The sequence below is a fragment of the Enterobacter asburiae genome, from assembly GCF_007035645.1.
GTDB classification, from domain to species: Bacteria; Pseudomonadota; Gammaproteobacteria; order Enterobacterales; family Enterobacteriaceae; genus Enterobacter; species Enterobacter asburiae_B.
This window is the reverse complement of record NZ_AP019632.1, coordinates 2,789,030-2,814,884: the sequence shown is the minus strand read 5'-3', so window position 1 is coordinate 2,814,884 and position 25,855 is coordinate 2,789,030. Positions and strand designations below refer to the sequence as shown.

The following is a 25,855-nucleotide window of genomic DNA, read 5'->3' as shown; positions in this document are numbered from 1 at the left end:
GCGGCTAACAGGAAAGCGCAATGGATCACGCAATATATACCGCGATGGGCGCGGCAAGTCAGACGCTCAATCAGCAGGCCGTTACCGCCAGCAACCTGGCAAACGCCTCTACGCCGGGCTTTCGCGCGCAGCTTAATGCGCTGCGCGCGGTGCCGGTTGAAGGGCTGTCCCTGCCGACCCGTACGCTGGTGACGGCATCAACCCCTGGCGCAGATATGACGCCTGGGCAGATGGACTACACCTCGCGCCCGCTGGACGTTGCCCTGCAGCAGGACGGCTGGCTGGCGGTGCAAACTGCGGACGGCAGCGAAGGCTATACCCGTAACGGCAATATCCAGGTGAGCGCGACGGGCCAGCTGACGATTCAGGGGCATCCGGTAATGGGGGAAGCGGGTCCGCTGACCGTGCCGGAAGGCTCTGAGCTGACTATCGCCGCGGACGGTACCATTTCGGCGCTGAACCCGGGCGACCCGGCCAACACCGTTGCACCCGTCGGACGTCTGAAGCTGGTGAAAGCGGAAGCCAAAGACGTGCAGCGCGGCGACGACGGCATGTTCCGTCTGACCCAGGCGGCGCAGGCGACGCGTGGCGCCACGTTACAGGCCGATCCGAGCATCCGCGTGATGTCCGGCGTTCTGGAAGGCAGCAACGTCAAGCCGGTCGAAGCCATGACCGACATGATTGCCAGCGCCCGTCGTTTTGAAATGCAGATGAAGATCATCAGCAGCGTGGATGAAAACGCGGGCAAGGCTAACCAACTTCTGGCTATGAGTTAACAGGACTCCTTATGATCAGTTCTTTATGGATCGCGAAAACTGGCCTGGACGCCCAGCAGACCAATATGGACGTGATTGCCAACAACCTGGCAAACGTGAGCACCAATGGTTTCAAGCGTCAGCGTGCCGTTTTCGAAGATTTGCTTTATCAAACCATCCGTCAGCCGGGCGCGCAGTCTTCTGAACAGACGACGCTGCCGTCGGGTCTGCAGATCGGTACCGGTGTTCGTCCGGTGGCCACCGAGCGTCTGCACAGCCAGGGCAACCTGTCTCAGACCAACAACAGTAAAGACGTGGCAATCAAAGGCCAGGGCTTCTTCCAGGTGCAGCTGCCTGACGGGACCTCTGCCTATACCCGCGACGGTTCATTCCAGGTCGATCAGAACGGCCAGCTGGTGACAGCGGGCGGTTTCCAGGTTCAGCCTGCGATTACCATCCCGGCGAACGCCCTGAGCATCACCATCGGACGCGACGGTGTGGTCAGCGTGACCCAGCAGGGACAGGCCGCGCCGGTTCAGGTCGGGCAGCTCAACCTGACCACCTTCATGAACGATACCGGTCTGGAAAGCATTGGTGAGAACCTCTACACCGAAACGCAATCCTCCGGTACGCCGAATGAGAGCACCCCGGGCCTGAACGGCGCGGGCCTGCTGTACCAGGGTTATGTTGAAACGTCCAACGTGAACGTGGCGGAAGAGCTGGTGAATATGATCCAGGTCCAGCGCGCGTATGAAATTAACAGTAAAGCAGTGTCGACGACCGACCAGATGCTGCAGAAACTGACGCAACTCTAAGGTGTAGCCCGGTGCGGTAAACGCCGCACCGGCTCCCTGTTTTCGAAGATGAAGGCAATGCAAAAAAACGCGGCGTTTCGTTATCCGATACTGACTGTTCTGGCTGTCACCCTCAGCGGGTGCGCTTTGATCCCGTCTAAACCATTGGTCCAGGGTGCGACGACTGCCCAACCCGTTCCTGGCCCCGCGCCAGTGGTAAACGGCTCCATTTTCCAGACCGCGCAGCCGATTAATTACGGCTATCAGCCGCTGTTTGAAGATCGCCGCCCGCGTAACGTCGGCGATACATTGACCATTGTGCTGCAGGAAAACGTCAGCGCGAGCAAGAGCTCGTCGGCGAACGCCAGCCGCGATGGCAAAACCAATTTTGGCTTCGATACCGTGCCACGCTATCTCGAAGGGCTGTTCGGCAACGCGCGTGCTGATGTGAACGCGTCCGGCGGCAATACCTTTAACGGCAAAGGTGGCGCGAACGCCAGCAACACCTTCAGCGGTACGCTGACGGTCACGGTTGACCAGGTACTGGTTAACGGCAACTTACACGTTGTGGGTGAAAAACAGATCGCCATCAACCAGGGCACTGAATTCATTCGCTTCTCGGGCGTGGTTAACCCTCGCACCATCAGCGGCACCAACACCGTTCCGTCCACCCAGGTGGCGGATGCGCGCATTGAGTACGTCGGTAACGGCTATATCAATGAAGCGCAAAATATGGGTTGGCTGCAGCGCTTCTTCCTTAATTTATCGCCGATGTAAGCGAGGTGACCCATGTTTAAATCGATCTTCGCCGTGGCGCTCGCGCTGGTGGCAACGTTTGCCCAGGCTGACCGTATTCGCGACCTCACCAGCGTTCAGGGCGTTCGTGAAAACTCCCTGATTGGCTATGGCCTGGTGGTCGGTCTGGATGGTACCGGTGACCAGACGACCCAGACGCCGTTCACCACCCAAAGCCTGAACAACATGCTTTCCCAGCTCGGCATTACCGTGCCGGCGGGAACCAACATGCAGCTGAAAAACGTGGCCGCGGTAATGGTCACTGCGTCCTACCCGGCGTTTGCGCGTCAGGGGCAGACCATTGATGTGGTGGTCTCCTCAATGGGTAACGCCAAAAGCCTGCGCGGCGGTACGCTGCTGATGACCCCGCTGAAAGGCGTTGACAGCCAGGTCTATGCGCTGGCGCAGGGGAACATTCTGGTTGGCGGTGCGGGGGCATCCGCAGGCGGAAGCAGCGTGCAGGTGAACCAGCTGAACGGTGGACGTATCACCAACGGTGCGATCATTGAGCGTGAACTGCCGACCCAGTTTGGCGCGGGCAACACCATCAACCTGCAGCTCAATAATGAAGACTTCACCATGGCGCAGCAAATTGCCGATACCATCAACCGCAGCCGCGGCTACGGTAATGCAACGGCACTCGATGCGCGCACCGTGCAGATCCGCACCTCCACCGGCAGCAGCAACCAGGTGCGCATGCTGGCGGATATCCAGAATATGGAAGTTAACGTTCCGGTCCAGGATGCGAAAGTGATCATCAACTCCCGTACCGGCTCGGTGGTGATGAACCGGGAAGTGTCGCTGGACAGCTGTGCCGTGGCGCAGGGTAACCTCTCCGTGACGGTAAACCGCTCCGCGAACGTGAGCCAGCCGAATACGCCATTTGGTGGCGGTCAGACGGTGGTGACGCCGCAAACGCAGATTGATATGCGTCAGAGCGGCGGGTCGCTGCAGAGCGTTCGCTCCAGCGCCAACCTGAACAGCGTGGTGCGCGCCCTGAACGCCCTGGGCGCAACGCCGATGGATCTGATGTCCATCCTGCAATCCATGCAAAGCGCGGGCTGCCTGCGCGCCAAACTGGAAATCATCTAATGCTGACCGATAGCAAACTGTTGACCAGTGCAGCCTGGGACGCCCAGTCGCTCAACGAACTGAAAACCAAAGCAGGCAAAGACCCGGCGGCGAACATCCGCCCGGTCGCCCGCCAGGTGGAAGGGATGTTTGTACAGATGATGCTGAAAAGCATGCGCGAAACCCTGCCGAAAGACGGGATGTTCAGCAGTGATTCAACGCGTCTCTACACCAGCATGTATGACCAGCAGATTGCGCAGCAGATGACCGCCGGTAAAGGCCTCGGTCTGGCTGACATGATTGTGAAACAGACCGAAGCCGCGCAGGGCATTCAGCCTCAGGAACAGACGCAGCAGGTGCCGATGAAATTCGACCTGGAAACGGTGACCAGTTATCAGAACCAGGCTCTGACGCAAATGGTGCGTAAAGCGATGCCAAAAGCCACGGGCAGCGGCGATGAGCCGCTCTCCGGTGACAGCAAAGACTTCCTGGCGCAGCTTTCTCTGCCCGCGCGCCTTGCCAGCGAACAGAGCGGCGTGCCGCATCACCTGATTCTGGCGCAGGCCGCGCTGGAGTCGGGCTGGGGTCAGCGTCAGATCCGCAAGGAAAACGGCGATCCGAGCTTCAACATCTTCGGCGTGAAGGCCACCTCCAGCTGGAAGGGGCCAACAACGGAGATCACGACCACCGAATACGAGAACGGTGCGGCGGTGAAGGTCAAAGCAAAATTCCGCGTCTACAGCTCCTACCTGGAAGCATTGTCCGACTACGTTGGCCTGCTGAGCCGCAATCCGCGTTATACCGCCGTTACGCAGGCGGCGACGGCGGAGCAGGGCGCTCAGGCCTTACAAAACGCGGGCTACGCGACCGACCCGAACTATGCGCGCAAGCTCACCAGCATGATCCAGCAGCTGAAATCCATGGGCGAGAAGGTCAGCAAAGCCTATAGCACAGATATTGAAAATCTGTTCTGAAAGTTCTCAAGTCCCGGTGGAGGTTGCCGATAACCTTCATCAGGACTCGTGTCTGAACGTATAAAAGGAACCCCCATGTCCAGTTTGATTAACAGCGCCATGAGTGGCCTCAGTGCCGCGCAGTCGGCACTCAATACCGTCAGTAATAATATTTCAAGCTATAATGTGGCAGGTTACACCCGCCAGACCACGGTGCTGGGTGCATCTAACAGCACGCTGACCGGCGGTGGCTGGGTGGGTAACGGGGTTTATGTCTCCGGTGTCCAGCGTGAGTATGACGCCTTCATCACCAACCAGCTGCGCGCCGCGCAGACGCAGAGCAGCGGTCTGACGACGCGCTATCAGCAGATGTCAAAAATTGACGATGTGCTCTCCGATACCACCAATTCGCTCTCCACCACCCTACAGGACTTCTTCAAAAGCCTGCAAACCCTGGTGAGCAACGCGGAAGACCCGGCAGCACGTCAGACGGTGCTGGGTAAAGCGGGCGGTCTGGTCAATCAGTTCAAAACCAACGATCAGTATCTGCGTGACCAGGACACGCAGGTCAATACCGCGATTGGGACCAGCGTGTCTCAGATCAACAACTATGCCAAACAGATTGCGAACCTGAACGATCAGATCTCCCGTCTGACCGGCGTCGGTGCGGGCGCATCGCCTAACGATCTGCTCGACCAGCGCGATCAGCTCGTGACTGAACTGAACAAAATCGTGGGCGTGGAAGTCTCCGTGCAAGATAGCGGCACGTTTAATATCTCTCTCGGCAACGGTTACAGCCTGGTGCAGGGCAGCAAAGCCAGCCAGCTGGCGGCCGTGAAGTCCAGCGCCGATCCGGCTCGTACGACTATCGCCTACGTCGATGACGTGGCGGGTAATATTGAGATCCCCGAGAAATTTATCACCACCGGTTCTTTAGGCGGTTTACTGACATTTCGTGCTGAAGATCTGGATAAAGCCCGTAACAGCCTGAACCAGATGGCGCTGGCCTTTGCCGACGCGATGAACACGCAGCATGAAGCCGGTTTTGATGCGAACGGTGATGCGGGCGGTAAGCTGTTCAACTTCGGTTCTCCGGCGGTCCTGTCCAACAGCAAGAACGGCGGCTCTGCCGTTGTTACGGCTTCTGTGGCGGACAGCAAACAGGTCCAGGCGACAGACTATAAGCTGCAGTTTAACGGCACTGACTGGACGATCACCCGCACGTCAGACAAAACCAGCTTTACGATGAGCCCGGATGCCAGCGGCAATCTGTCGTTTGATGGCCTTAACGTCAACGTGAGCGGCACGGCAAATACCAAAGACAGCTTTACCGTGAAGCCTGTTTCCAACGTCATCATGAACATGGATCTCGCGATCAGCGACGAGTCCAAACTGGCGATGGCATCTGTGCAGAACGGCGGCGAAAGTGACAACCGTAACGGCCAGAAACTGCTCGATCTGCAAAACGGCAAAGTGGTGGGTGGAAATAAAACCTTCAACGATGCGTATGCCTCTCTCGTCAGTACCGTCGGTAGCTCAACGGCGTCACTGAAGGTGAGCAGCCAGACGAAAGCCAACGTGGAAACGCAGTTAATCAAGCAGCAGCAGACCATCTCTGGGGTAAATCTCGACGAAGAGTATGGCAATTTGCAGCGTTATCAGCAGTATTACCTGGCCAATGCCCAGGTGCTACAAACTGCCAGTACGCTCTTCGATGCAATTATCAACATTCGTTAAGGTTGAGGTGAACAATGCGTATTAGCACCCAGATGATGTACGAGCAGAACATGCGTGGGATCACCGATTCCCAGAGCAGATGGCTGAGCTACGGTGAGCAGATGTCCACCGGCAAGCGCGTCAATCGTCCTTCGGACGATCCTATCGCCGCGTCGCAGGCCATCGTTCTGTCACAGTCTCAGTCGCAAAACAGCCAGTTTGCGCTCGCGCGTACCTTTGCAACGCAGAAGGTCTCGCTGGAAGATAACGTGTTAACCCAGGTCAACACCGCGATCTCAAGCGTGCGCGAGAAGCTCGTTTATGCGTCAAACGGCACATTAAGCGATGACGACCGTCTTTCTCTGGCGACCGATATTCAGGGGATCCGCGATCAGCTGATGAACCTGGCTAACACGACGGATGGTAATGGTCGCTTTATCTTTGCGGGATACAAAACCGAGAGCGCACCGTTTGATGCCGCGACCGGGGATTACAACGGCGGCGCTGAGGCCATCACGCAGCAGGTTGATACGGCGCGAAATATGACCATCAGCCATACCGGCCAGCAAATTTTCGAAAGCATTACCAGTAATGCGGAACAGCTGCCGGGCGGTGGATATGGCCAGACCAACATGTTCAAAATCCTGGATTCTGCTATTGCCTCGCTGAAGACACCGATTGAGAACGATCCGGCTGCCGCAACGGCGCAAAGCCAGGTGATTGCCAATGCGCAAATCGGCATCAAAAACTCCCAGAACAATGTCCTGACGGTCGTTGCGGATGTGGGAACCAAGATGAACGAGCTGGAAAAACTCGACACGCTGGGTGATGACCGCGCGCTGGGTCAGACCAAGCAGATGAGTGACCTGGTGGATGTTGACTGGAACGAAGCGATTTCCTCTTACACCATGCAGCAGGCGGCCTTGCAGGCGTCTTATAAAGCGTTTAGCGATATGCAGGGCATGTCTCTGTTCCAGCTGAACAAATAACATCTTGACCTCTTGGAACATGTCTTGAAACTGGGCATGTTTTACTGCCCAATCCGTCTGGATTGGGCATTTTTTTTATGCAACTTCTGCTGATGCGGAGGTGACTCGTGCGCTTTCTATCAGACGGATTGCCAGCGCAATGACGCCACAGACCGTCGCCAGCGCGACCACGCCCGTCCAGCCGGCCAGCGAGTAGATATTGCTGCCTAACGCGGAACCCAGCGCCATCCCGATAAAGACCACCGTAAAGAGCAGGGCGTTGAGACGGCCGCGCGCCTGCGGTTCAAGGCTGTATACCAGGTTCTGGTGAGCGACCAGGCTGGACTGCAGCCCCAGGTCGAACCCGACGGCGGAGATGGCGATCAGAATCAGCTGTCCATGAACGCCCAGCGCGGGCATCAGGAACATCAGGGCGAATGAGACGGTCACAAGAGCGGCACCAAGCTGCGTGACTTTTCCTGCGCCCAGTTTGTCCGCCAGACCCCCTGCCAGCGGGGCAGCTAACGCACCGGCGGCACCTGCAATACCAAAACCACCCGCTACAGCGCTACCCAGGTGATAGCGTTCCAGCAGCATGACCGCAAGCGTAGACCAGAAGGCGCTGAAGGCAATCGACAGGAAGCCCTGAGCCAGCGCCGCACGGCGCAGCGCCGGATAGCGACGCCACAGATGCTCCATTGAGCGCATCAGCGCGGGGTAGCTCAGCGTGGAGTGAATGGCAAAACGGGGAAGCACAAACCACATCATCACCCCGACGAACGCAATGCTCGCGGCCGCCAGCTGGTACATGACGCGCCAGCCAAACGCTTCGCCCACCACGCCGCTCACGGTTCTGGATAATAAGATACCCATCAGCAGCCCGGTCATTACCGTACCCACGGTTTTCCCCTGTTTACCTTCCGGCGCAAGGATGGCTGCGGCAGGGACAATATCCTGTGCCATGGTGGCGGCCATGCCGATGAGCAGGCTGGCCAGCAGCAGAGAGTGGATCTGCCCGGTCAGGCTACAGCCGAGAAGAAACAGCGCCAGCGCCGCACTTTTTATCAGGATTAACGTCCTGCGGTCGTGGCGATCGCCGAGCGGGAGCAGGAACAGGATCCCCAGGGCATATCCCGCCTGGGTGAGCGTCGGCACCAGGCCCATTCCTTCGATACTCAGGTGAAGGTCTGCGCCCATCAGCGGCAGCAGAGGCTGGGCATAATAGATAGATGCCACGCTGAAACCTGCACCGATCGCCAGCATTAAGATTACCCAGCGGCTCACCGCATGGGCGGCGGTTGTTGTGTTCATAAGATGTTCCTCATTCGTCGTGTGAGGCTATTTTTTATCAGTACGCCTTGCGACGGTAGCGGGCCCGGTGGTAAAACGCTTATACGTTGAACGTATAAGTGAAAATGCGATGAAAAGAGCTGAGCGTATAGACAGGGTGGAGTTAATGCGGACGTTTGTTCGTATTGTGGAGGCGGGCTCCCTCTCAGCGGCGGCGCGGCAGCTGGCCACTACCCAGGCCACGGTAAGCAGACGGTTACAGTCGCTTGAGACCATGCTGGGCGTGCGCCTGATGTTGCGCACCACCCACACGACGCGGCTGACGGATGACGGCGAGCGCTGCTATCAGCACGCCCGTCGGGTGATTGACAGCTGGCTGGCGCTGGAAGATGAGGTGGGGCAGACGGAAGATGAGCCGGTAGGCGTGCTGCGGGTGCGCGCTCCTCACGCGTTTGGTCAGGACCAGCTTCTGAAACCCGTAACCGAGTTTTTGCAACGCTATCCGCAGCTTTCCATTGAGTGGATGCTCAACGATCGGTCAGCGGACTTCCTCGGCGACAACCTTGACTGTGCGATTCGGGTGGGCGTGGAAGTCGATCCGGCGACCGTGTCCGTGCTGCTGGCCGAAGTGCCGCGCTCGGTGGTGGCTTCACCGGCACTGCTGGCCCGTTTTCCGACGGTTACCACGCCGGAGGATTTGCAGCAGTTTCCCTGGATAGCGATCAGCTCTTTCTACCAGCGCCATGTGGAGCTTTTTCACGATGCATCACCCGCCACCGCGCGGATTGTTATTACGCCACGGCTAAGCACCGACAGCCTGTATGTCGCACGCAACACGGCGCTCACCGGGCTTGGCGTGGCGGTGGTATCCAGCTGGACGGTACAGGATGATATTCGGGAAGGGCGGCTGGTGCATTTGCTGCCAGAGTGGCAGCCAGCGGCGTTACCGGTGCATCTTGTTTACCCCTGGTCCCGCTATTATCCGGCACGCTTGCGGCGTTTTCTGGAGTTGATGCGCCAGGTCATGCCGGAGGTCACCGGGATGAGAAAGCCCGTGCAGCAGCCATAAAAAAAGCCGACCCGAAGGTCGGCTTTTTACTTTCAGCGTCGTTATTCGACAGACTGCGGACGCGTCGCCGGTGCAGTTGCCTGATGCGTTGCACTGTGGCCGCCTGCAGCGCCTTTACCGTCGAAGCTGAATGCCGGGCGTACCCAGTCGCTGTGACGCGGGGCTTCAGGCACGTAATCCGGTGCCGGGGCGCGCGTCATTGGTGCTGTCGCCACGTGGGCTGCGGCTGGTGCAGAAACAACCGGCTCAGGTTTCACCTCAGGCGCTTTCGCTTCTTCGACAACCGGTTCAACCTGAATCTCAACGTCCTGAACGACTTCTTCAGTGGTGGTTTCAACGAGGGTTTCTGCGGTGTCTTCCACTGCGGCTACAGGTTCAGCCTCTTCAGCGACTTCCTCAGCCACCACGGCATCTTCTTCGGCGATAAGCTGCGGTGCGGCATCAACCGGCGCGGCAATCACTTCTGGATGGGTGGTTTCAACTTCCACTGCGTGAGGTGCTTCAGCTTCAACAACCTCAGGTTCAACAACCTCAGGTTCAACCACGGTTGCCGCTTCAGTCACGACAGCTTCTACCGTGGCTGCTGGTGCAATCACCTCTTCGGTTACAGGCTGTTCTTCAACAACCTGCTCCGGGCGAGCAACCGGGTAGCGGATCCAGACTTTGCCGGAGGCCATTTCTGGTGAAGCACAGGCAATGGTCAGCGGCATTGGCGACTGAGTCGGGTAACGCTCGTCACGATAGCGACGACGGCGCTGGCCGCTGACGCGCAGATGACGTGGAGAACGACGTGAACGGCGCGGCATACCGGCGTTATCACGGTTTTCACCGTTATCATCCTGCTCAACGTTGTTTTCAACGACCGCTGGCAGGTCAACTTTCGCCAGCTGTGTGCCGGTTGTGCTCTCGCTGGTTTCAACCGCGATAGCGCCTGACTCTTCGGTTGCTTCAGAGGCGAAGCGAACTTTCTGAGAAAGCTGGCGCTGCTTACGACGCGGCATAACCTGAGTACGTTCTTCCTGCTCGCCGTCCTGCTGTTCAACAGGCTCTTCGCGGTTCAGGTTTTTGACTTCCTGCTGTGCCTGACGCTTCTCGTCGTTACGGCGACGGCTGCGTTCACGGCGCGGCTGCTGGTCGTCACGCTGTTTGCTCTTCTCAGACTCATCGCCCGCCTGCTGGCGAATTTCGCGATCTTCAACATTCGGCTGTTGTTTCTCGCGACGGTTGCGACGGTTGTCTTCGCGTTGCTCACGGCCTTCGCCATTCTCAGAGCGGTTGTCACGGTTATCACGACGCTCGCTGCGGTCATTGCGATCGCTGCGGTCATTACGATCGCGGCGGTTGTTCTGACGCTTACGGCGATCCTGCTGACGCTCTGGCTTGGCTGCTTTTGGCTCTTCTTTCGGCTGCTCTGGCTGAACTTCTTCTTCAGCAAACATCTTCTTCAGCGCGCCAAAGAAGCGGCTCAGCAGACCCGGGTGTGCCGGCTGGGCTTTCGCTACCGCGGCTTCTGGTTTCTGCGCTGCAGGTTTGGCCGCAGGTTTTTCCAGGGCTGCTTCCGGTGGTGCTTCAGGCATGATGAAGGTCGCTAACGCAGGCTGCTCTGGCAGTTTGCGCTCGGCTGGCTCTTCATCGGAAGGCAGAGACATCTCTTCTTCATGCAGCTTCGGCAGCAGGTAGCTGAGGGTGGTCGTCTCTTCGCCCTTACGCACGCGCAGCACGTGATAGTGTGGGGTCTGCATCTGGTCGTTTGGCACGATGATGCAGCGAACGCCACCCTGACGCGCTTCAATCGCACTTACCGCTGCACGTTTTTCGTTAAGCAGGTAAGAGGCAACGGGCACCGGCACAATGGCGTGAACCTCTTTGGTGTTCTCTTTCAGCGCTTCTTCTTCAATCAGACGCAGAATGGAGAGGGACAGCGATTCGTTATCACGCACGGTACCGGTGCCGGAGCAGCGCGGACAAACGTGATGGCTGGACTCGCCGAGAGACGGGCTCAGACGCTGACGGGACATCTCCAGCAGGCCAAAGCGTGAAATATGGCTAATCTGGATACGCGCCCTGTCCTGACGCACCGCTTCGCGCAGACGGTTTTCAACCGCACGCTGGTGGCGTACCGGGGTCATGTCGATGAAGTCGATAACAATCAGACCACCCAGGTCGCGCAGGCGGAGCTGGCGGGCGATTTCATCAGCGGCTTCGAGGTTAGTGTTGTAGGCGGTCTCTTCGATATCGCCACCGCGCGTTGCACGCGCGGAGTTGATGTCGATAGCGGTCAGCGCTTCAGTGGTATCGATAACGATAGAACCGCCGGATGGCAGACGCACTTCACGCTGGAAGGCGGACTCAATCTGGGATTCGATCTGATAGTGGCTGAACAGCGGGATTTCACCGGTGTACAGTTTAATTTTGCTTGTGAAATCCGGACGACCCAGCGCGGCGATGTGCTGGCGCGCCAGCTCAAGCACTTTTGGGTTATCGATCAGAATCTCACCGATGTCCTGACGCAGATAATCACGGAAGGCACGCACAATAACGTTGCTTTCCTGGTGGATCAGGAACGGAGCAGGGCGGCTTTCGGCTGCTTTCTGAATGGCTTCCCAGTGCTTCAGACGGAAGCTCAAGTCCCACTGCAGCGCTTCGGCTGATTTGCCAACGCCTGCGGTACGCACGATAAGCCCCATGCCATCAGGCAGTTCGAGGCTTGCCAGCGCTTCTTTCAGCTCGGTACGGTCATCACCTTCGATACGGCGAGAGATGCCACCCGCACGCGGGTTGTTAGGCATCAGAACCAGATAGCTCCCTGCCAGGCTGATAAAGGTGGTCAGTGCGGCACCTTTGTTGCCACGCTCTTCTTTATCAATCTGAACGATAACTTCCTGACCTTCACGCAGAACATCTTTGATGTTTGGGCGGCCATGGGCGTTGTAGTTTGCGGGGAAATATTCGCGGGCGATTTCTTTCAGAGGGAGGAAACCATGACGCTCAGCACCGTAATCGACAAATGCAGCTTCAAGGCTTGGTTCAATGCGGGTGATTTTACCTTTGTAAATGTTCGCTTTTTTCTGTTCGTGTCCAGGACTTTCGATATCCAGATCGTACAGGCGCTGCCCATCCACAAGGGCGACACGCAACTCTTCTTGCTGAGTTGCGTTGATTAACATTCTTTTCATCGTAACTTACTCGTTATTCTTACATTGACGACAAAGCTGCGGGCAAGGTGACGCTTTCCGGGGTATGAACCGATGGCCTCGTGTCTGTTCACGTCGCCAACCTCACGGTTGTCGCTCGCTTAAGAGGCGCAGAGTGTCGGTTGCCTGTGTTTCATACGGAAACACAGCGCAATTATCAGGGGAATTGCCTGGGTAGAACTCTCCAGAGAACAATCCTTATACCGGGAAGTACTGCAACCCGCAGCCCGCTAACTGCCTGAAAGATCAATACGTCTTACGCCATTGCTGCGTGGATGATCGGTCAGACAAAATTGGTCATTCCGTCAACATCCTTACTTAACCAGGATTTAACACGGAAAACAGCCTCATTATTCCACTGCTCGCCGGGTTATAGCAAGATGACTTTTACCAATTATCACCCGGTTACTCACAGTTTCTTCACTTCAGAATGGCGATTGGTTTAATAACCACCAAATCGGTTGCGCGAAACGGGGAGCTGGCCGGATAAAAGTAAATATAAGCATAGAAAAATGAGTGGCGCTAATGGCTGACGATATTTAGAATCGCCAACCATGAAAACAGAGACTCCAGCCGTAAAAATGGTTGCCATCGCCGAAGATGACGCGGGGCAACGTATCGATAACTTTTTGCGCACCCAGTTGAAAGGTGTACCAAAGAGCATGATTTACCGCATCCTGCGCAAGGGCGAGGTGCGGGTGAACAAAAAACGCGTGAAGCCCGAGTACAAACTCGAGGCGGGCGATGAAGTACGTATTCCGCCGGTGCGCGTTGCGGAACGTGAAGAAGAGACCGTTTCACCGAAGCTACAGAAAGTGGCGGCCCTGAGCGATGTGATCCTGTACGAAGATGACCACATTCTGGTGCTCAATAAACCGTCAGGAACGGCTGTTCATGGCGGTAGCGGTCTGAGCTTCGGCGTGATTGAAGGGCTGCGTGCCCTGCGCCCGGAAGCGCGTTTCCTTGAACTGGTGCACCGTCTTGACCGTGATACCTCTGGCGTACTGCTGGTGGCGAAAAAGCGTTCTGCGCTGCGTTCGCTGCATGAACAGCTGCGTGAAAAAGGGATGCAGAAAGACTACCTGGCGCTGGTGCGCGGTCAGTGGCAGTCCCATGTAAAAGTGGTGCAGGCGCCGCTGCTGAAGAACATTCTGCAAAGCGGCGAACGTATTGTCCGCGTAAGCCAGGAAGGGAAACCGTCTGAGACACGCTTTAAGGTTGAAGAGCGCTATGAGTTTGCCACGCTGGTGCGCTGCAGTCCGGTGACCGGTCGTACTCACCAGATCCGCGTGCATACGCAGTTCGCAGGGCATCCAATTGCCTTTGATGACCGCTATGGCGACCGCGAGTTTGATAAGCAGCTGGCGGGGACGGGGCTGTCGCGTCTGTTCCTGCATGCGGCAGCGCTGAAGTTTACCCATCCTAATACGGGGGAAGTCATCCGTATTGAAGCGCCGCTGGACGAGCAGCTGAAACGCTGTCTTAAGGTTCTGCGCGGCTGATTTTGCTTTCCACCCTCTCCCTGTGGGAGAGGGGCGGGGTGAGGGCATCAGGCCGCAACGTTCCAGTCATATGGTCAGCGGATTACACTCTTCTCGCCTTAACATCTGACACAGGGCAATCAGCGGTAACCCCACCAGCGTGTTGGGATCGCGACCGTCCAGCTTGTCGAACAGCGCAATTCCCAATCCTTCACTTTTAAAGCTTCCTGCGCAGTTCAGCGGACGTTCCCGGCGCACATAATCCACGATCTCTTGCTCGCTGAGATGGCGGAAGTGTACGTCGAACGGCTCGCATTCGGTTTGCAGATGACCGGTGGCGGAGTTATAGAGTGCCAGGCCGGTATAAAAGGTCACGATAGTGCCTCGCGCTCGCAGAAGCTGCTGGCAGGCGTTCTCCTCCGTATGGGGCTTGCCGGTGATTTCGCCGTCCAGTACGCAAACCTGGTCGGAGCCTATAATCAAATGTGCGGGATAACGTGCGGCCAGCGACTGCGCTTTCTCCTTAGCAAGACGCATCACCAGATGACGCGGTGATTCGCCCGGCTGTGGCGTTTCATCAACCTCTGGCGCGGCGCATTCAAACGGGATCCCGAGCTTTTCCAGCAGCATTCGGCGGTAGGGAGACGTGGAAGCAAGGACGAGATTTGGCATATTTTTATCACCAGATATAGCGTATCGATGCCAGCCATTTTAAACTACAGGCCGCAATGTGTGCGAATAATTGGCAAAAGGCAGCTCTGGTTGCCTTTTTCTTTGACTCTATGACGTTACAAAGTTAATATGCGCGCCCTATGCAAAAGGTAAAATTACCCCTGACTCTTGATCCGGTTCGTACGGCTCAAAAACGCCTCGATTACGAAGGTATCTATACTTCCGATCAGGCTGAGCGTATTGCCGAATCCGTAGTCAGTGTGGACAGTGATGTAGAATGCTCCATGTCGTTCGCTATCGACAACCAGCGTCTCGCCGTTTTAACCGGTGATGCAAAGGTGACGGTAACGCTCGAGTGTCAGCGTTGCGGGAAACCGTTTGTACAGCATGTTCACACAACGTATTGTTTCAGTCCCGTTCGTTCTGACGAACAGGCTGAAGCACTCCCGGAAGCGTATGAGCCGATTGAGGTTAACGAATTCGGTGAAATCGATCTTCTGGCTCTGGTTGAAGATGAAATCATCCTCACCTTGCCAGTCGTTCCGGTGCATGATTCTGAACACTGTGAAGTGTCCGAGGCGGACATGGTCTTTGGGGAACTGCCTGATGAAGCGCAAAAACCAAACCCATTTGCCGTATTAGCCAGCTTAAAGCGTAAGTAATTGAGGAGTAAGGTCCATGGCCGTACAACAGAATAAACCAACCCGTTCCAAACGTGGCATGCGTCGTTCCCATGACGCGCTGACCGCAGTTACCAGCCTGTCTGTAGACAAGACTTCTGGTGAGAAACACCTGCGTCACCACATCACCGCTGACGGTTTCTACCGCGGCCGCAAGGTTATCACTAAGTAATCACGCGCAAGCGTGATTAGGCTTAGTGAGGATTTCCCCGTGCAAACGGGGAATTTACCGAACCAGGCTGCGACGATACCTTGACACGTCTAACCCTGGCGTTAGATGTCATGGGGGGAGATTTTGGCCCTTCCGTGACAGTGCCTGCAGCATTGCAGGCACTGAATTCTAATTCGCAACTCACACTTCTTTTAGTCGGCAATCCCGACGCAATCACGCCATTACTCGCAAAAGCTGACTTTGAACAACGTTCGCGTCTGCAGATTATTCCTGCGCAGTCAGTTATTGCCAGTGATGCCCGACCCTCGCAGGCGATTCGCAATAGTCGTGGCAGCTCTATGCGGATAGCGCTGGAGCTGGTGAAAGAAGGGCGAGCTCAGGCTTGCGTCAGCGCGGGAAATACCGGCGCGCTGATGGGGCTGTCGAAATTGCTGCTCAAACCTATTGAAGGTATTGAGCGCCCGGCGCTGGTAACGGTGTTACCGCATCAGCAAAAGGGCAAGACGGTGGTGCTCGATTTGGGCGCTAACGTCGACTGTGATAGTACTATGCTGGCTCAGTTTGCCGTGATGGGATCGGTGCTGGCAGAAGAAGTTGTCGGGATCAACACTCCCCGTGTTGCGTTACTGAACATTGGTGAAGAAGAGACCAAAGGCCTGGACAGCATTCGCGAAGCGGCTGAATTGCTCAAACAGGTTCCCTCCATCAACTATATTGGTTATCTCGAAGCCAATGAGTTGTTGACGGGTAAAACGGATGTTCTGGTGTGCGATGGCTTCACCGGAAACGTCACGTTGAAGACCATGGAAGGGGTCGTACGCATGTTTCTTTCTCTGCTGAAATCTCAGGGAGAAGGCAAAAAAAGCGCCTGGTGGCTGATTTTATTGAAGCGTTGGTTACAAAAGAGCCTGACGCGGCGATTCAGTCACCTCAACCCCGACCAGTATAATGGCGCCTGTCTGTTAGGATTGCGCGGCATCGTGATTAAGAGTCATGGCGCCGCCAATCAGCGAGCATTTGCTGTCGCGATTGAACAGGCAGTGCAGGCGGTGCAGCGACAAGTCCCTCAGCGGATTGCCGCTCGCCTGGAATCTGTATTAGCTAAAAGTGACTGAGCGTACATGTATACGAAGATTTTAGGTACCGGCAGCTACCTGCCAAAACAAGTGCGTACCAACGCCGATCTGGAAAAAATGGTAGATACGTCTGACGAGTGGATTGTCACGCGCACAGGTATCCGTGAACGTCGTATTGCCGCGCCAGACGAAACCGTGTCGACCATGGGTTACGAAGCCGCACAGCGTGCTATCGAAATGGCGGGCATTGATAAAGAACAGATTGGTTTGATCGTGGTCGCCACGACGTCTGCCACGCATGCTTTCCCAAGCGCGGCATGCCAGGTGCAGAACATGCTCGGCATTAAAGGCTGTCCGGCGTTTGACGTCGCTGCCGCGTGCGCAGGCTTCACCTATGCGCTGAGCGTTGCCGATCAGTACGTGAAATCCGGTGCCGTTAAATACGCGCTGGTGATCGGTGCTGACGTGCTGGCGCGTACCTGCGATCCAACCGATCGTGGAACGATCATTATTTTTGGTGATGGTGCGGGTGCAGTGCTGCTGGGGCAGTCCGAAGAGCCAGGTATCATCTCTACGCATCTGCATGCTGATGGCAGCTATGGCGAACTGTTGACCCTGCCTAACGCCGATCGCGTTAATTCGGACAACTCGATTTATCTGACTATGGCAGGGAACGAGGTGTTCAAGGTGGCGGTAACCGAGCTTGCACACATCGTTGATGAAACGCTGGAAGCGAATAACCTTGAGCGTACCGCGCTCGACTGGCTGGTGCCGCATCAGGCGAACCTGCGTATCATCAGCGCCACCGCGAAAAAGCTGGGCATGTCGATGGATAACGTTGTAGTGACGCTGGATCGTCACGGCAACACCTCTGCGGCGTCGGTACCGTGCGCATTTGATGAAGCGGTACGCGATGGACGAATCAAACGGGGCCAGCTGGTCTTGCTTGAAGCCTTCGGTGGCGGGTTCACCTGGGGGTCCGCGCTGGTTCGTTTCTAGTATAAGGAATAAAAAATGACGCAATTTGCTTTTGTGTTCCCGGGCCAGGGCTCTCAAACCGTTGGGATGTTGTCTGAAATGGCAGCACGCTATCCGGTAATTGAAGAGACTTTCCGTGAAGCTTCTGATGCACTGGGTTATGATTTATGGGCGCTGACCCAGCAGGGGCCGGCCGAAGAACTGAACAAAACCTGGCAGACACAGCCGGCACTGCTGACCGCGTCCGTTGCGCTGTGGCGTGTCTGGCAGCAGCAGGGCGGTAAAGCGCCAGCGCTGCTCGCGGGTCATAGTCTGGGTGAATACTCTGCGCTGGTGTGTGCCGGCGTGATCGCGTTTGCTGACGCGGTACGTCTGGTTGAACTGCGCGGTAAATTCATGCAGGAAGCGGTGCCGGAAGGCACGGGCGGCATGTCTGCCATCATCGGTCTGGATGATGCTGCAATTGCAAAAGCGTGTGAAGAATCTGCTGAAGGCCAGGTTGTCTCTCCGGTAAACTTCAACTCGCCGGGCCAGGTGGTTATTGCCGGTCATAAAGAAGCGGTTGAACGTGCGGGTGCGGCCTGTAAAGCAGCGGGTGCTAAGCGTGCGCTGCCGCTGCCGGTCAGCGTGCCGTCTCACTGTGCGCTGATGAAGCCTGCTGCCGAAAAACTGGCGGTTGAGCTGGAAAAAATTACGTTTAACGCACCGACGATTTCCGTTGTGAACAACGTCGATGTGAAATGCGAAACCACGCCGGAAGCGATCCGTGACGCGCTGGTTCGCCAGCTCTACAGCCCGGTACAGTGGACTAAAACCGTTGAGTTTATGGCCGCTCAGGGCGTTGAGCACCTGTATGAAGTCGGCCCAGGTAAAGTCCTCACCGGTCTGACAAAACGTATTGTTGACACCCTGACAGCCTCGGCAATTAACGAGCCGGAAGCGATGTCAGCGGCACTCTCGCAATAAAAGAGGAATACCATGAGTTTTGAAGGAAAAATCGCCCTGGTCACTGGCGCAAGCCGCGGTATCGGGCGTGCAATTGCTGAAACACTGGTTGCGCGCGGCGCGAAGGTGATTGGTACAGCAACCAGCGAGAATGGCGCTCAGGCCATCAGCGAGTATCTGGGTGCAAATGGTAAAGGTCTGGTACTGAATGTGACCGAACCTGCATCTATCGAATCTGTTCTGGAAAATATTCGCGCAGAGTTTGGTGAAGTGGATATTCTGGTAAACAATGCCGGGATCACTCGCGATAACCTGTTAATGCGAATGAAAGACGACGAGTGGAACGATATCATCGAAACCAACCTGTCATCTGTATTCCGTCTGTCAAAAGCGGTAATGCGCGCTATGATGAAAAAGCGTCATGGACGTATTATCACTGTCGGTTCTGTGGTTGGTACCATGGGAAATGCTGGTCAGGCTAACTACGCTGCGGCGAAAGCAGGTCTGATTGGTTTCAGTAAGTCGCTGGCGCGTGAAGTCGCGTCCCGCGGTATTACTGTAAACGTTGTTGCTCCGGGCTTTATTGAAACGGACATGACGCGTGCGCTGACTGATGAGCAGCGTGCGGGTACGCTGGCGGCAGTTCCGGCGGGTCGTCTTGGCGACCCTAAAGAAATCGCCAGTGCGGTTGCATTTTTAGCCTCTGACGAAGCGGGTTACATCACTGGTGAGACCCTCCACGTCAACGGCGGGATGTATATGGTTTAACCACGAGATACACTAAATCATTCTGGTTGGATCAAGGCGGCAAGACCGAGAAGCCTGGGAGCATAGATTACTATGTGACCGGGATTAGAGGGCGCAGCCAACGCAGAGGCAGCCTGGATGATGACGTGTAGAAAAATATTTGCGTTATTAGGGCAAATGGCCTCAAAATAACGTAAAATCGTGGTACGAACTGCCGGGATTTAGTTGCAAATTTTTCAACATTTTATACACTACGAAAACCATCGCGAAAGCGAGTTTTGATAGGAAATTTAAGAGTATGAGCACTATCGAAGAACGCGTTAAGAAAATTATCGGCGAACAGCTGGGCGTTAAGCAGGAAGAAGTTGTGAACTCCGCTTCCTTCGTTGAAGACCTGGGCGCAGATTCTCTTGACACCGTTGAGCTGGTAATGGCTCTGGAAGAAGAGTTTGATACTGAGATTCCGGACGAAGAAGCTGAGAAGATCACCACCGTTCAGGCTGCCATTGATTACATCAACGGTCACCAGGCGTAAGTGAACATCTCCAGGCGGTCATTCGACCGCCTGAGTTTTATCTTTTTTAGTCCCACGAATCTCTTTTTTTATCCCTCCCTGGAGGACAAACGTGTCTAAGCGTCGTGTAGTTGTGACCGGACTTGGCATGTTGTCTCCTGTCGGCAATACCGTAGAGTCCACCTGGAAAGCTCTCCTTGCCGGTCAGAGCGGCATCAGCCTAATCGACCATTTCGATACTAGCGCCTATGCAACGAAATTTGCTGGCTTAGTAAAGGATTTTAACTGTGAAGAGATCATCTCGCGCAAAGAACAGCGCAAGATGGATGCCTTCATTCAATATGGAATTGTCGCTGGCGTTCAGGCCATGCAGGATTCTGGCCTTGTGATTACGGAAGAGAACGCAACCCGTATTGGCGCCGCTATCGGCTCCGGGATTGGCGGTCTTGGCCTGATCGAGGAAAACCATACATCTCTGATGAATGGTGGCCCGCGTAAGATCAGCCCGTTCTTCGTTCCGTCCACGATTGTTAACATGGTGGCGGGTCACCTGACCATCATGTTCGGCCTGCGTGGGCCAAGCATTTCAATCGCGACTGCCTGTACGTCTGGCGTACATAACATCGGCCAGGCCGCGCGCATTATTGCGTACGGCGATGCAGATGCTATGGTTGCGGGCGGTGCTGAAAAAGCCAGTACCCCACTGGGTGTCGGCGGTTTTGGTGCGGCGCGTGCGCTGTCTACCCGCAATGATAACCCGCAGGCGGCGAGCCGTCCGTGGGATAAAGACCGTGACGGCTTCGTGCTGGGCGACGGGGCGGGCATGATCGTACTGGAAGAGTACGAACACGCGAAAAAACGCGGCGCGAAAATTTATGCTGAAATCGTTGGTTTCGGCATGAGCAGCGATGCTTACCATATGACGTCTCCTCCTGAGAACGGCGCGGGTGCTGCGCTGGCGATGGAAAACGCGATTCGTGATGCGGGTATTACCCCAGCACAAATTGGCTACGTGAACGCGCACGGTACTTCTACACCTGCAGGCGATAAAGCTGAAGCTCAGGCGGTTAAGTCTATCTTCGGCGAATCTGCCAGCCGCGTAATGGTGAGCTCCACCAAGTCCATGACTGGTCACCTGTTGGGTGCGGCGGGTGCAGTAGAGTCAATCTACTCCATCCTTGCGCTGCGCGATCAGGCTGTTCCGCCAACCATCAACCTGGATAACCCCGATGAAGGTTGCGATCTGGACTTCGTTCCTCACGAAGCGCGTCAGGTTAGCGGTATGGAGTACACCCTGTGTAACTCCTTCGGCTTCGGCGGCACCAACGGCTCTCTGATCTTCAAAAAGATCTGATCCTGACGTCCCGATAGCATTTAAAAAGGTCCGCTTGCCGGGCCTTTTTTATTAAGCCTAATCTTCTTGTCGGCTGCATGACATCCTGCCAGACTAATTGCCCACGCATAAGGAGCCACCATGTTTTTAATCAATGGCCTTGAGCAGGACACGCTGCCTGCCAGCGACAGGGCGATACAGTTCGGTGATGGTTGCTTTACGACGGCGCGCATTCTGGACGGTGATGTCTGCCTGCTGGAGGCGCACATTCGACGCCTGCAGCACGGCTGCGAAAAGCTCATGATCCCCTTTACGCACTGGGACACGTTGCGACAGGAAATGTGCCAGCGGGCAACCGGGAAGGACAGCGGCGTACTCAAAGTCATCATCAGCCGCGGCAGTGGTGGCCGGGGTTACAGCGCCGCATCGTGTATCAACCCTACGCGTATTCTCTCCGTTTCTGCTTATCCCGCGCATTACACTCGCTGGCGAGAAGACGGTATCACGCTGACGCTGAGCCCAGTACGACTGGGACGAAGCCCGATGCTGGCCGGGCTTAAGCATCTCAATCGCCTCGAGCAGGTGCTCATTCGTACTCATCTTGAACAGACGGACGCCGATGAGGCGCTGGTTCTTGACAGCGAAGGGTTCATTACGGAATGCTGTGCGGCTAATTTACTCTGGCGGCAGGGGGAAGAGGTGTTCACTCCGTCGCTGGAACACGCTGGCGTAAATGGGTTAATGCGTCAGTTTTGTCTGCAACAGCTGGCACGCTCTGGCTTTCGCGTTGTCGAAGTTAGCGCAGGAGAAGCCGCGCTACAGACTGCCGATGAAGTCATCATCTGCAATGCGCTGATGCCTGTTGTACCCGTCCGTGCGTATGGCCAACAACGCTGGTCTTCGCGCGAGCTGTTTCAGTTTTTAGCCCCGATATGTGAGCAAACCAGATAGTCATGAAAAAAATGTTGCGCGTTGTCCTTATCCTCATCGTTGCGCTGGGCGTCGCCGGCGGAGCGGGCGTATGGAAAGTTCGCCAGCTGGCGAACAGCAAGATCCTGGTTAAAGAGGAAACGATCTTTACCCTGAAAGCGGGAACCGGCCGTCAGGCGCTTGGGGAACAGCTCTATGGCGACAAGATTATTAATCGTCCACGCGTATTCCAGTGGCTATTGCGCGTGGAACCTGAGCTGTCACATTTCAAAGCCGGTACCTATCGCTTTACGCCGGGAATGACCGTCAGAGAGATGCTGCAGCTGCTGGAAAGCGGTAAAGAAGCCCAGTTCCCACTGCGGTTTGTGGAAGGGATGCGCCTGAGCGATTACCTTAAACAGCTGCGTGACGCGCCGTATATCAAACATACGTTAAAAGACGATAGCTATCAGACGGTGGCAGAAGCGCTGAAGCTTGAACATCCGGAATGGGTGGAAGGCTGGTTCTGGCCAGACACCTGGATGTACACGGCAGGCACGACCGATGTGGCTATCCTGAAGCGGGCGCACAAAAAAATGGTTGCCGCTGTAGATGCCGCCTGGGAAGGGCGGATGGAAGGATTGCCTTACAGCGATCCGAACCAGTTCGTCACCATGGCCTCGATCATCGAGAAAGAGACGGCCGTCGCTGCTGAGCGCGATCGGGTGGCGTCAGTATTTATCAACCGTCTGCGCATCGGCATGCGTCTGCAAACCGACCCTACCGTTATTTACGGCATGGGCGAGAGCTACACGGGCAAAATCTCAAGAAAAGATCTGGAGACGCCAACGGCGTATAATACCTACGTGATTAGCGGTTTACCGCCGGGCCCGATCGCCACGCCGAGCGAGGCGTCGCTCAAAGCCGCCGCGCATCCGGCTAAAACACCGTATCTCTATTTTGTGGCTGATGGAAAAGGGGGGCATACCTTTAACACCAACCTTGCCAGCCACAATCGCTCTGTTCAGGACTATCTGAAGGCACTTAAGGAAAAAAATGCGCAGTAAATACATTGTCATTGAGGGACTCGAAGGGGCGGGTAAAACCACTGCCCGCAACGTGGTGGTGGATACGCTCAAAGCGCTTGGCGTGGCGGACATGGTATTTACCCGCGAGCCGGGCGGCACGCAGCTGGCTGAAAAGCTGCGCAGCCTGGTACTGGATATCAAATCCGTCGGCGACGAAGTTATCACTGACAAAGCCGAAGTGCTGATGTTCTACGCGGCGCGCGTTCAGCTGGTTGAGACGGTGATCAAACCCGCCCTGGCCGAGGGCAAGTGGGTTATCGGCGACCGTCACGATCTGTCGACTCAGGCGTATCAGGGCGGAGGACGCGGCATCGACCAGACAATGCTGGCAACGCTACGTAATGCCGTACTGGGTGATTTTCGCCCCGACCTGACGCTCTATCTGGATGTGACCCCGGAAGTGGGTCTCAAACGTGCCCGCGCGCGCGGCGAGCTGGACCGCATTGAACAAGAGTCGTTTGATTTCTTTAACCGCACCCGTGCGCGCTATCTTGAGCTGGCCGCACAGGACAGCTCAATTTGTACCATCGATGCGACGCAGTCTCTGGACGACGTTACGCGCGACATTCAGCACACCATTACGCAGTGGGTGCAGGAGCAGCAGGCATGAAATGGTATCCATGGTTGCGCCCACACTTTGAACAGCTGATCGGCAGCTATCAGGCGGGTCGGGGGCATCATGCGTTACTGATTCAGGCGTTGCCAGGAATGGGTGATGATGCGTTGATTTATGCCATCACCCGTTTTCTGATGTGTCAGCAGCCGGAAGGGCACAAGAGCTGTGGTAAATGCCGTGGCTGCCAGCTCATGCAGGCGGGGACGCATCCTGACTACTACACCCTTGAGCCTGAGAAGGGTAAAAGCGCGCTCGGTATCGATGCCGTGCGTGAAGTCAGTGAAAAATTGTATGAACACGCGCGACTGGGCGGCGCTAAAGTGGTCTGGCTTAAAGACGCCACGCTGCTTACCGAGGCGGCGGCTAACGCCCTGCTTAAAACCCTGGAAGAGCCGCCGGTTAAAACGTGGTTTTTCCTCTCATGTCGTGACCCGGGACGATTACTGGCGACGTTGCGCAGCCGTTGTCGTCTTCATCACCTTGCAGTACCTCAGGAATCGTGGGCGCTGAGCTGGCTTGAACGAGAGGTGACAACGTCACCTGAAAGCGCGCTGTCCGCCTTGCGCCTGAGCAGCGGCGCGCCCGCGGCGGCGCTGGCACTACTGCAGCCTGACGTCTGGTCAGAGCGAGAAACGCTCTGCCGGGCCCTGGATGTCTCACTGAACAGTCAGGACTGGCTAAGTTTACTGCCTGCGCTTAACAGCGATCGGGCCGTTGATCGTCTGCACTGGCTGGCCTCCCTACTGCTGGATGCGCTCAAAATCCAGCAAGGTGCAACGCTTCTGACTAACCCGGACGCGTTGCCGCTGGTGAATACGCTGGCGAACCGGCTCTCAGGGACGGTTCTTCACGCGATGCTCCATGACATCTGCCAGAGCCGTGAACAGCTTTTAACCGTAACGGGTCTTAATCGCGAGCTTTTACTGACCGACCAGTTACTGCGTATCGAACATTACCTGCAACCCGGCGTCACACCGCCAGTTTTCCATCTCTGAGAGAGACATTATGTTTTTAGTCGACTCACACTGCCATCTTGATGGCCTGGATTATCAATCCCTGCATAAAAACGTGGATGACGTGCTGGCAAAAGCCGCTGCCCGCGATGTGAAATTCTGTCTTGCGGTGGCGACGACGCTGCCGGGCTACCGCTCCATGCGTGAGCTGGTGGGCGTTCGCGATAACGTGGTGTTCTCCTGCGGCGTGCACCCGCTGAATCAGGACGAGGCCTACGACGTTGAGGATCTGCGCCGACTGGCAGCAGAAGAGGGCGTGGTAGCGATGGGCGAGACCGGTCTGGACTATTTTTACACGCCGGAAACCAAACCGCGCCAGCAGGAGTCCTTTCGCAACCATATTCGCATTGGCCGGGAACTGAATAAGCCGGTTATCGTCCACACCCGCGATGCGCGCGCGGATACCCTGGCTATCCTCCGGGAAGAAAACGTGACGGATTGCGGTGGCGTACTACACTGTTTCACAGAAGACAGAGAAACGGCGGGGAAGCTGCTTGATTTGGGGTTTTATATCTCGTTTTCGGGGATCGTGACGTTCCGTAACGCTGAGCAGCTGCGTGATGCTGCGCGTTATGTTCCGCTCGATCGCATTCTGGTGGAGACGGATTCTCCTTACCTGGCACCGGTACCGCATCGCGGTAAAGAGAACCAGCCCGCTATGACGAGAGACGTGGCTGAGTACATGGCCGTACTGAAGGGCGTCAGCATCGATGAGCTGGCCCGCGTGACGACGGAAAACTTCTCCACGCTGTTCCATATCGACCCCGCCCGCCTGCAATCTGTTTGATACACCTGTTTTTTTTAGGCTCGTAATTAATAAGTAAAGCGAGTAAAGTTCACCGCCTCATTTGGGGCGGTGAGTGTGTATTTAGACACATCCGGACATGCTTTTTGTAAATAACTGAAAGTTTTTCGACCGCCTTAAGCTGAAACGTGATAGCCGTCAAACAAACTCAGAGGGAATTATTTTACTCTGTGTAATAAATAAAGGGCGCTTAGATGTCCTGTCCACGGCACGGTACTCCC

At 56.1% G+C, this 25,855-nt stretch carries 25 protein-coding genes; 22 read left to right on the top strand and 3 right to left on the bottom strand.

All coding sequences use genetic code 11. The features are described 5' to 3' along the window. Nucleotides 1-20 precede the first annotated feature (20 nt). The 7 genes from FOY96_RS13410 to flgL all read left to right on the top strand — a co-directional run bounded on the left by FOY96_RS13410 (nt 21) and on the right by flgL (nt 7,073). Nucleotides 21-776: a flagellar basal body rod protein FlgF gene (locus FOY96_RS13410; RefSeq protein WP_033145205.1), complete on the top strand. Its 756-nt coding sequence runs from the start codon at nt 21-23 to the stop codon at nt 774-776. Nucleotides 777-787: 11 nt separating this feature from the next. After that, a complete protein-coding gene (gene flgG / locus FOY96_RS13405) occupies nt 788-1,570 on the top strand; it encodes a flagellar basal-body rod protein FlgG (RefSeq protein WP_008500810.1) in 783 nt (260 codons plus the stop codon). A gap of 57 nt (nt 1,571-1,627) precedes the next feature. After that, on the top strand, nt 1,628-2,326 hold the full coding sequence (gene flgH, locus FOY96_RS13400) for a flagellar basal body L-ring protein FlgH (protein WP_024909015.1): 699 nt from the start codon (nt 1,628-1,630) through the stop codon (nt 2,324-2,326). 12 nt (nt 2,327-2,338) lie between these two features. Beyond that, on the top strand, nt 2,339-3,436 hold the full coding sequence (locus tag FOY96_RS13395) for a flagellar basal body P-ring protein FlgI (protein ID WP_029740346.1): 1,098 nt from the start codon (nt 2,339-2,341) through the stop codon (nt 3,434-3,436). Then, the gene (gene flgJ / locus FOY96_RS13390; protein ID WP_023311141.1) at nt 3,436-4,389 is read left to right on the top strand and encodes a flagellar assembly peptidoglycan hydrolase FlgJ; all 954 of its coding nucleotides are present in this window, start codon (nt 3,436-3,438) and stop codon (nt 4,387-4,389) included. The genes FOY96_RS13395 and flgJ overlap by 1 nt, the downstream gene beginning before the upstream one ends. A 75-nt stretch (nt 4,390-4,464) precedes the next feature. After that, nucleotides 4,465-6,105 (top strand): flagellar hook-associated protein FlgK, encoded by a 1,641-nt coding sequence (gene flgK, locus FOY96_RS13385; protein ID WP_039261885.1) that lies wholly within the window; start codon nt 4,465-4,467, stop codon nt 6,103-6,105. A 14-nt stretch (nt 6,106-6,119) separates the two neighbouring features. Next, complete coding sequence (flgL, locus tag FOY96_RS13380) at nt 6,120-7,073, top strand: flagellar hook-associated protein FlgL (protein WP_033145208.1); 954 nt, start codon at nt 6,120-6,122, stop codon at nt 7,071-7,073. Nucleotides 7,074-7,148: 75 nt separating this feature from the next. Here the strand turns inward: flgL and FOY96_RS13375 are convergent, their stop codons facing one another. Next, a complete protein-coding gene (locus FOY96_RS13375; protein WP_094934960.1) occupies nt 7,149-8,363 on the bottom strand; it encodes an MFS transporter in 1,215 nt (404 codons plus the stop codon). A 145-nt stretch (nt 8,364-8,508) separates the two neighbouring features. Between FOY96_RS13375 and FOY96_RS13370 the strand changes: the two genes are divergently transcribed. Then, complete coding sequence (locus FOY96_RS13370; protein ID WP_415270588.1) at nt 8,509-9,411, top strand: LysR family transcriptional regulator; 903 nt, start codon at nt 8,509-8,511, stop codon at nt 9,409-9,411. Nucleotides 9,412-9,452: 41 nt separating this feature from the next. On the opposite strand, the gene rne is transcribed toward FOY96_RS13370, so the two are convergent. Continuing rightward, complete coding sequence (gene rne / locus FOY96_RS13365; protein ID WP_143347236.1) at nt 9,453-12,587, bottom strand: ribonuclease E; 3,135 nt, start codon at nt 12,585-12,587, stop codon at nt 9,453-9,455. A 572-nt stretch (nt 12,588-13,159) separates the two neighbouring features. Here rne and rluC point away from each other — a divergent pair. Further along, on the top strand, nt 13,160-14,107 hold the full coding sequence (rluC, locus tag FOY96_RS13360; protein WP_024909023.1) for a 23S rRNA pseudouridine(955/2504/2580) synthase RluC: 948 nt from the start codon (nt 13,160-13,162) through the stop codon (nt 14,105-14,107). A gap of 66 nt (nt 14,108-14,173) precedes the next feature. Here the strand turns inward: rluC and FOY96_RS13355 are convergent, their stop codons facing one another. Then, on the bottom strand, nt 14,174-14,758 hold the full coding sequence (locus FOY96_RS13355; RefSeq protein WP_143347235.1) for a Maf family protein: 585 nt from the start codon (nt 14,756-14,758) through the stop codon (nt 14,174-14,176). A gap of 140 nt (nt 14,759-14,898) precedes the next feature. Between FOY96_RS13355 and yceD the strand changes: the two genes are divergently transcribed. The 13 genes from yceD (at nt 14,899) to FOY96_RS13290 (ending at nt 25,616) form a co-directional block, all read left to right on the top strand. Next, nucleotides 14,899-15,420, top strand: a complete 522-nt coding sequence (gene yceD, locus FOY96_RS13350) for a 23S rRNA accumulation protein YceD (RefSeq protein ID WP_014883375.1) — start codon at nt 14,899-14,901, stop codon at nt 15,418-15,420. Between the two features lie 16 nt (nt 15,421-15,436). Continuing rightward, nucleotides 15,437-15,610, top strand: a complete 174-nt coding sequence (gene rpmF / locus FOY96_RS13345; protein WP_003857964.1) for a 50S ribosomal protein L32 — start codon at nt 15,437-15,439, stop codon at nt 15,608-15,610. An 80-nt stretch (nt 15,611-15,690) separates the two neighbouring features. After that, a complete protein-coding gene (gene plsX, locus FOY96_RS13340; protein ID WP_060568787.1) occupies nt 15,691-16,725 on the top strand; it encodes a phosphate acyltransferase PlsX in 1,035 nt (344 codons plus the stop codon). A 6-nt stretch (nt 16,726-16,731) separates the two neighbouring features. Next, nucleotides 16,732-17,685: a beta-ketoacyl-ACP synthase III gene (locus FOY96_RS13335; protein WP_143347234.1), complete on the top strand. Its 954-nt coding sequence runs from the start codon at nt 16,732-16,734 to the stop codon at nt 17,683-17,685. A gap of 15 nt (nt 17,686-17,700) precedes the next feature. Then, the gene (fabD, locus tag FOY96_RS13330; protein ID WP_033145214.1) at nt 17,701-18,630 is read left to right on the top strand and encodes an ACP S-malonyltransferase; all 930 of its coding nucleotides are present in this window, start codon (nt 17,701-17,703) and stop codon (nt 18,628-18,630) included. A gap of 12 nt (nt 18,631-18,642) precedes the next feature. Beyond that, nucleotides 18,643-19,377 (top strand): 3-oxoacyl-ACP reductase FabG, encoded by a 735-nt coding sequence (gene fabG / locus FOY96_RS13325; protein ID WP_008500795.1) that lies wholly within the window; start codon nt 18,643-18,645, stop codon nt 19,375-19,377. Nucleotides 19,378-19,654: 277 nt separating this feature from the next. Beyond that, nucleotides 19,655-19,891, top strand: coding sequence for an acyl carrier protein (acpP, locus tag FOY96_RS13320; RefSeq protein ID WP_003857954.1), 237 nt, complete (start codon nt 19,655-19,657; stop codon nt 19,889-19,891). Between the two features lie 91 nt (nt 19,892-19,982). Beyond that, complete coding sequence (fabF, locus tag FOY96_RS13315) at nt 19,983-21,224, top strand: beta-ketoacyl-ACP synthase II (RefSeq protein ID WP_024909028.1); 1,242 nt, start codon at nt 19,983-19,985, stop codon at nt 21,222-21,224. A gap of 120 nt (nt 21,225-21,344) precedes the next feature. Beyond that, the gene (pabC, locus tag FOY96_RS13310; protein ID WP_143347233.1) at nt 21,345-22,154 is read left to right on the top strand and encodes an aminodeoxychorismate lyase; all 810 of its coding nucleotides are present in this window, start codon (nt 21,345-21,347) and stop codon (nt 22,152-22,154) included. A 2-nt stretch (nt 22,155-22,156) separates the two neighbouring features. Further along, on the top strand, nt 22,157-23,179 hold the full coding sequence (gene yceG, locus FOY96_RS13305; RefSeq protein WP_064672281.1) for a cell division protein YceG: 1,023 nt from the start codon (nt 22,157-22,159) through the stop codon (nt 23,177-23,179). After that, a complete protein-coding gene (gene tmk / locus FOY96_RS13300; protein ID WP_023311155.1) occupies nt 23,169-23,810 on the top strand; it encodes a dTMP kinase in 642 nt (213 codons plus the stop codon). The genes yceG and tmk overlap by 11 nt, the downstream gene beginning before the upstream one ends. Next, on the top strand, nt 23,807-24,811 hold the full coding sequence (gene holB / locus FOY96_RS13295) for a DNA polymerase III subunit delta' (RefSeq protein WP_045143031.1): 1,005 nt from the start codon (nt 23,807-23,809) through the stop codon (nt 24,809-24,811). Before tmk ends, holB begins: the two co-directional genes overlap by 4 nt. Nucleotides 24,812-24,821: 10 nt before the next feature. Beyond that, nucleotides 24,822-25,616, top strand: coding sequence for a metal-dependent hydrolase (locus FOY96_RS13290; protein ID WP_029739870.1), 795 nt, complete (start codon nt 24,822-24,824; stop codon nt 25,614-25,616). The last annotated feature ends 239 nt before the right edge of the window (nt 25,617-25,855 follow it).

Excerpts from the sequence above, each read along its gene's own strand:
- FOY96_RS13410 (WP_033145205.1), top strand. The coding sequence starts at position 21 with ATGGATCACGCAATATATACCGCGATGGGCGCGGCAAGTCAGACGCTC.
- flgG (WP_008500810.1), top strand. The coding sequence starts at position 788 with ATGATCAGTTCTTTATGGATCGCGAAAACTGGCCTGGACGCCCAGCAG.
- flgH (WP_024909015.1), top strand. The coding sequence starts at position 1,628 with ATGCAAAAAAACGCGGCGTTTCGTTATCCGATACTGACTGTTCTGGCT.
- FOY96_RS13395 (WP_029740346.1), top strand. The coding sequence starts at position 2,339 with ATGTTTAAATCGATCTTCGCCGTGGCGCTCGCGCTGGTGGCAACGTTT.
- flgJ (WP_023311141.1), top strand. The coding sequence starts at position 3,436 with ATGCTGACCGATAGCAAACTGTTGACCAGTGCAGCCTGGGACGCCCAG.
- flgK (WP_039261885.1), top strand. The coding sequence starts at position 4,465 with ATGTCCAGTTTGATTAACAGCGCCATGAGTGGCCTCAGTGCCGCGCAG.
- flgL (WP_033145208.1), top strand. The coding sequence starts at position 6,120 with ATGCGTATTAGCACCCAGATGATGTACGAGCAGAACATGCGTGGGATC.
- FOY96_RS13375 (WP_094934960.1), bottom strand. The coding sequence starts at position 8,363 with ATGAACACAACAACCGCCGCCCATGCGGTGAGCCGCTGGGTAATCTTA.
- FOY96_RS13370 (WP_415270588.1), top strand. The coding sequence starts at position 8,509 with ATGCGGACGTTTGTTCGTATTGTGGAGGCGGGCTCCCTCTCAGCGGCG.
- rne (WP_143347236.1), bottom strand. The coding sequence starts at position 12,587 with ATGAAAAGAATGTTAATCAACGCAACTCAGCAAGAAGAGTTGCGTGTC.
- rluC (WP_024909023.1), top strand. The coding sequence starts at position 13,160 with ATGAAAACAGAGACTCCAGCCGTAAAAATGGTTGCCATCGCCGAAGAT.
- FOY96_RS13355 (WP_143347235.1), bottom strand. The coding sequence starts at position 14,758 with ATGCCAAATCTCGTCCTTGCTTCCACGTCTCCCTACCGCCGAATGCTG.
- yceD (WP_014883375.1), top strand. The coding sequence starts at position 14,899 with ATGCAAAAGGTAAAATTACCCCTGACTCTTGATCCGGTTCGTACGGCT.
- rpmF (WP_003857964.1), top strand. The coding sequence starts at position 15,437 with ATGGCCGTACAACAGAATAAACCAACCCGTTCCAAACGTGGCATGCGT.
- FOY96_RS13335 (WP_143347234.1), top strand. The coding sequence starts at position 16,732 with ATGTATACGAAGATTTTAGGTACCGGCAGCTACCTGCCAAAACAAGTG.
- fabD (WP_033145214.1), top strand. The coding sequence starts at position 17,701 with ATGACGCAATTTGCTTTTGTGTTCCCGGGCCAGGGCTCTCAAACCGTT.
- fabG (WP_008500795.1), top strand. The coding sequence starts at position 18,643 with ATGAGTTTTGAAGGAAAAATCGCCCTGGTCACTGGCGCAAGCCGCGGT.
- acpP (WP_003857954.1), top strand. The coding sequence starts at position 19,655 with ATGAGCACTATCGAAGAACGCGTTAAGAAAATTATCGGCGAACAGCTG.
- pabC (WP_143347233.1), top strand. The coding sequence starts at position 21,345 with ATGTTTTTAATCAATGGCCTTGAGCAGGACACGCTGCCTGCCAGCGAC.
- yceG (WP_064672281.1), top strand. The coding sequence starts at position 22,157 with ATGAAAAAAATGTTGCGCGTTGTCCTTATCCTCATCGTTGCGCTGGGC.
- tmk (WP_023311155.1), top strand. The coding sequence starts at position 23,169 with ATGCGCAGTAAATACATTGTCATTGAGGGACTCGAAGGGGCGGGTAAA.
- holB (WP_045143031.1), top strand. The coding sequence starts at position 23,807 with ATGAAATGGTATCCATGGTTGCGCCCACACTTTGAACAGCTGATCGGC.
- FOY96_RS13290 (WP_029739870.1), top strand. The coding sequence starts at position 24,822 with ATGTTTTTAGTCGACTCACACTGCCATCTTGATGGCCTGGATTATCAA.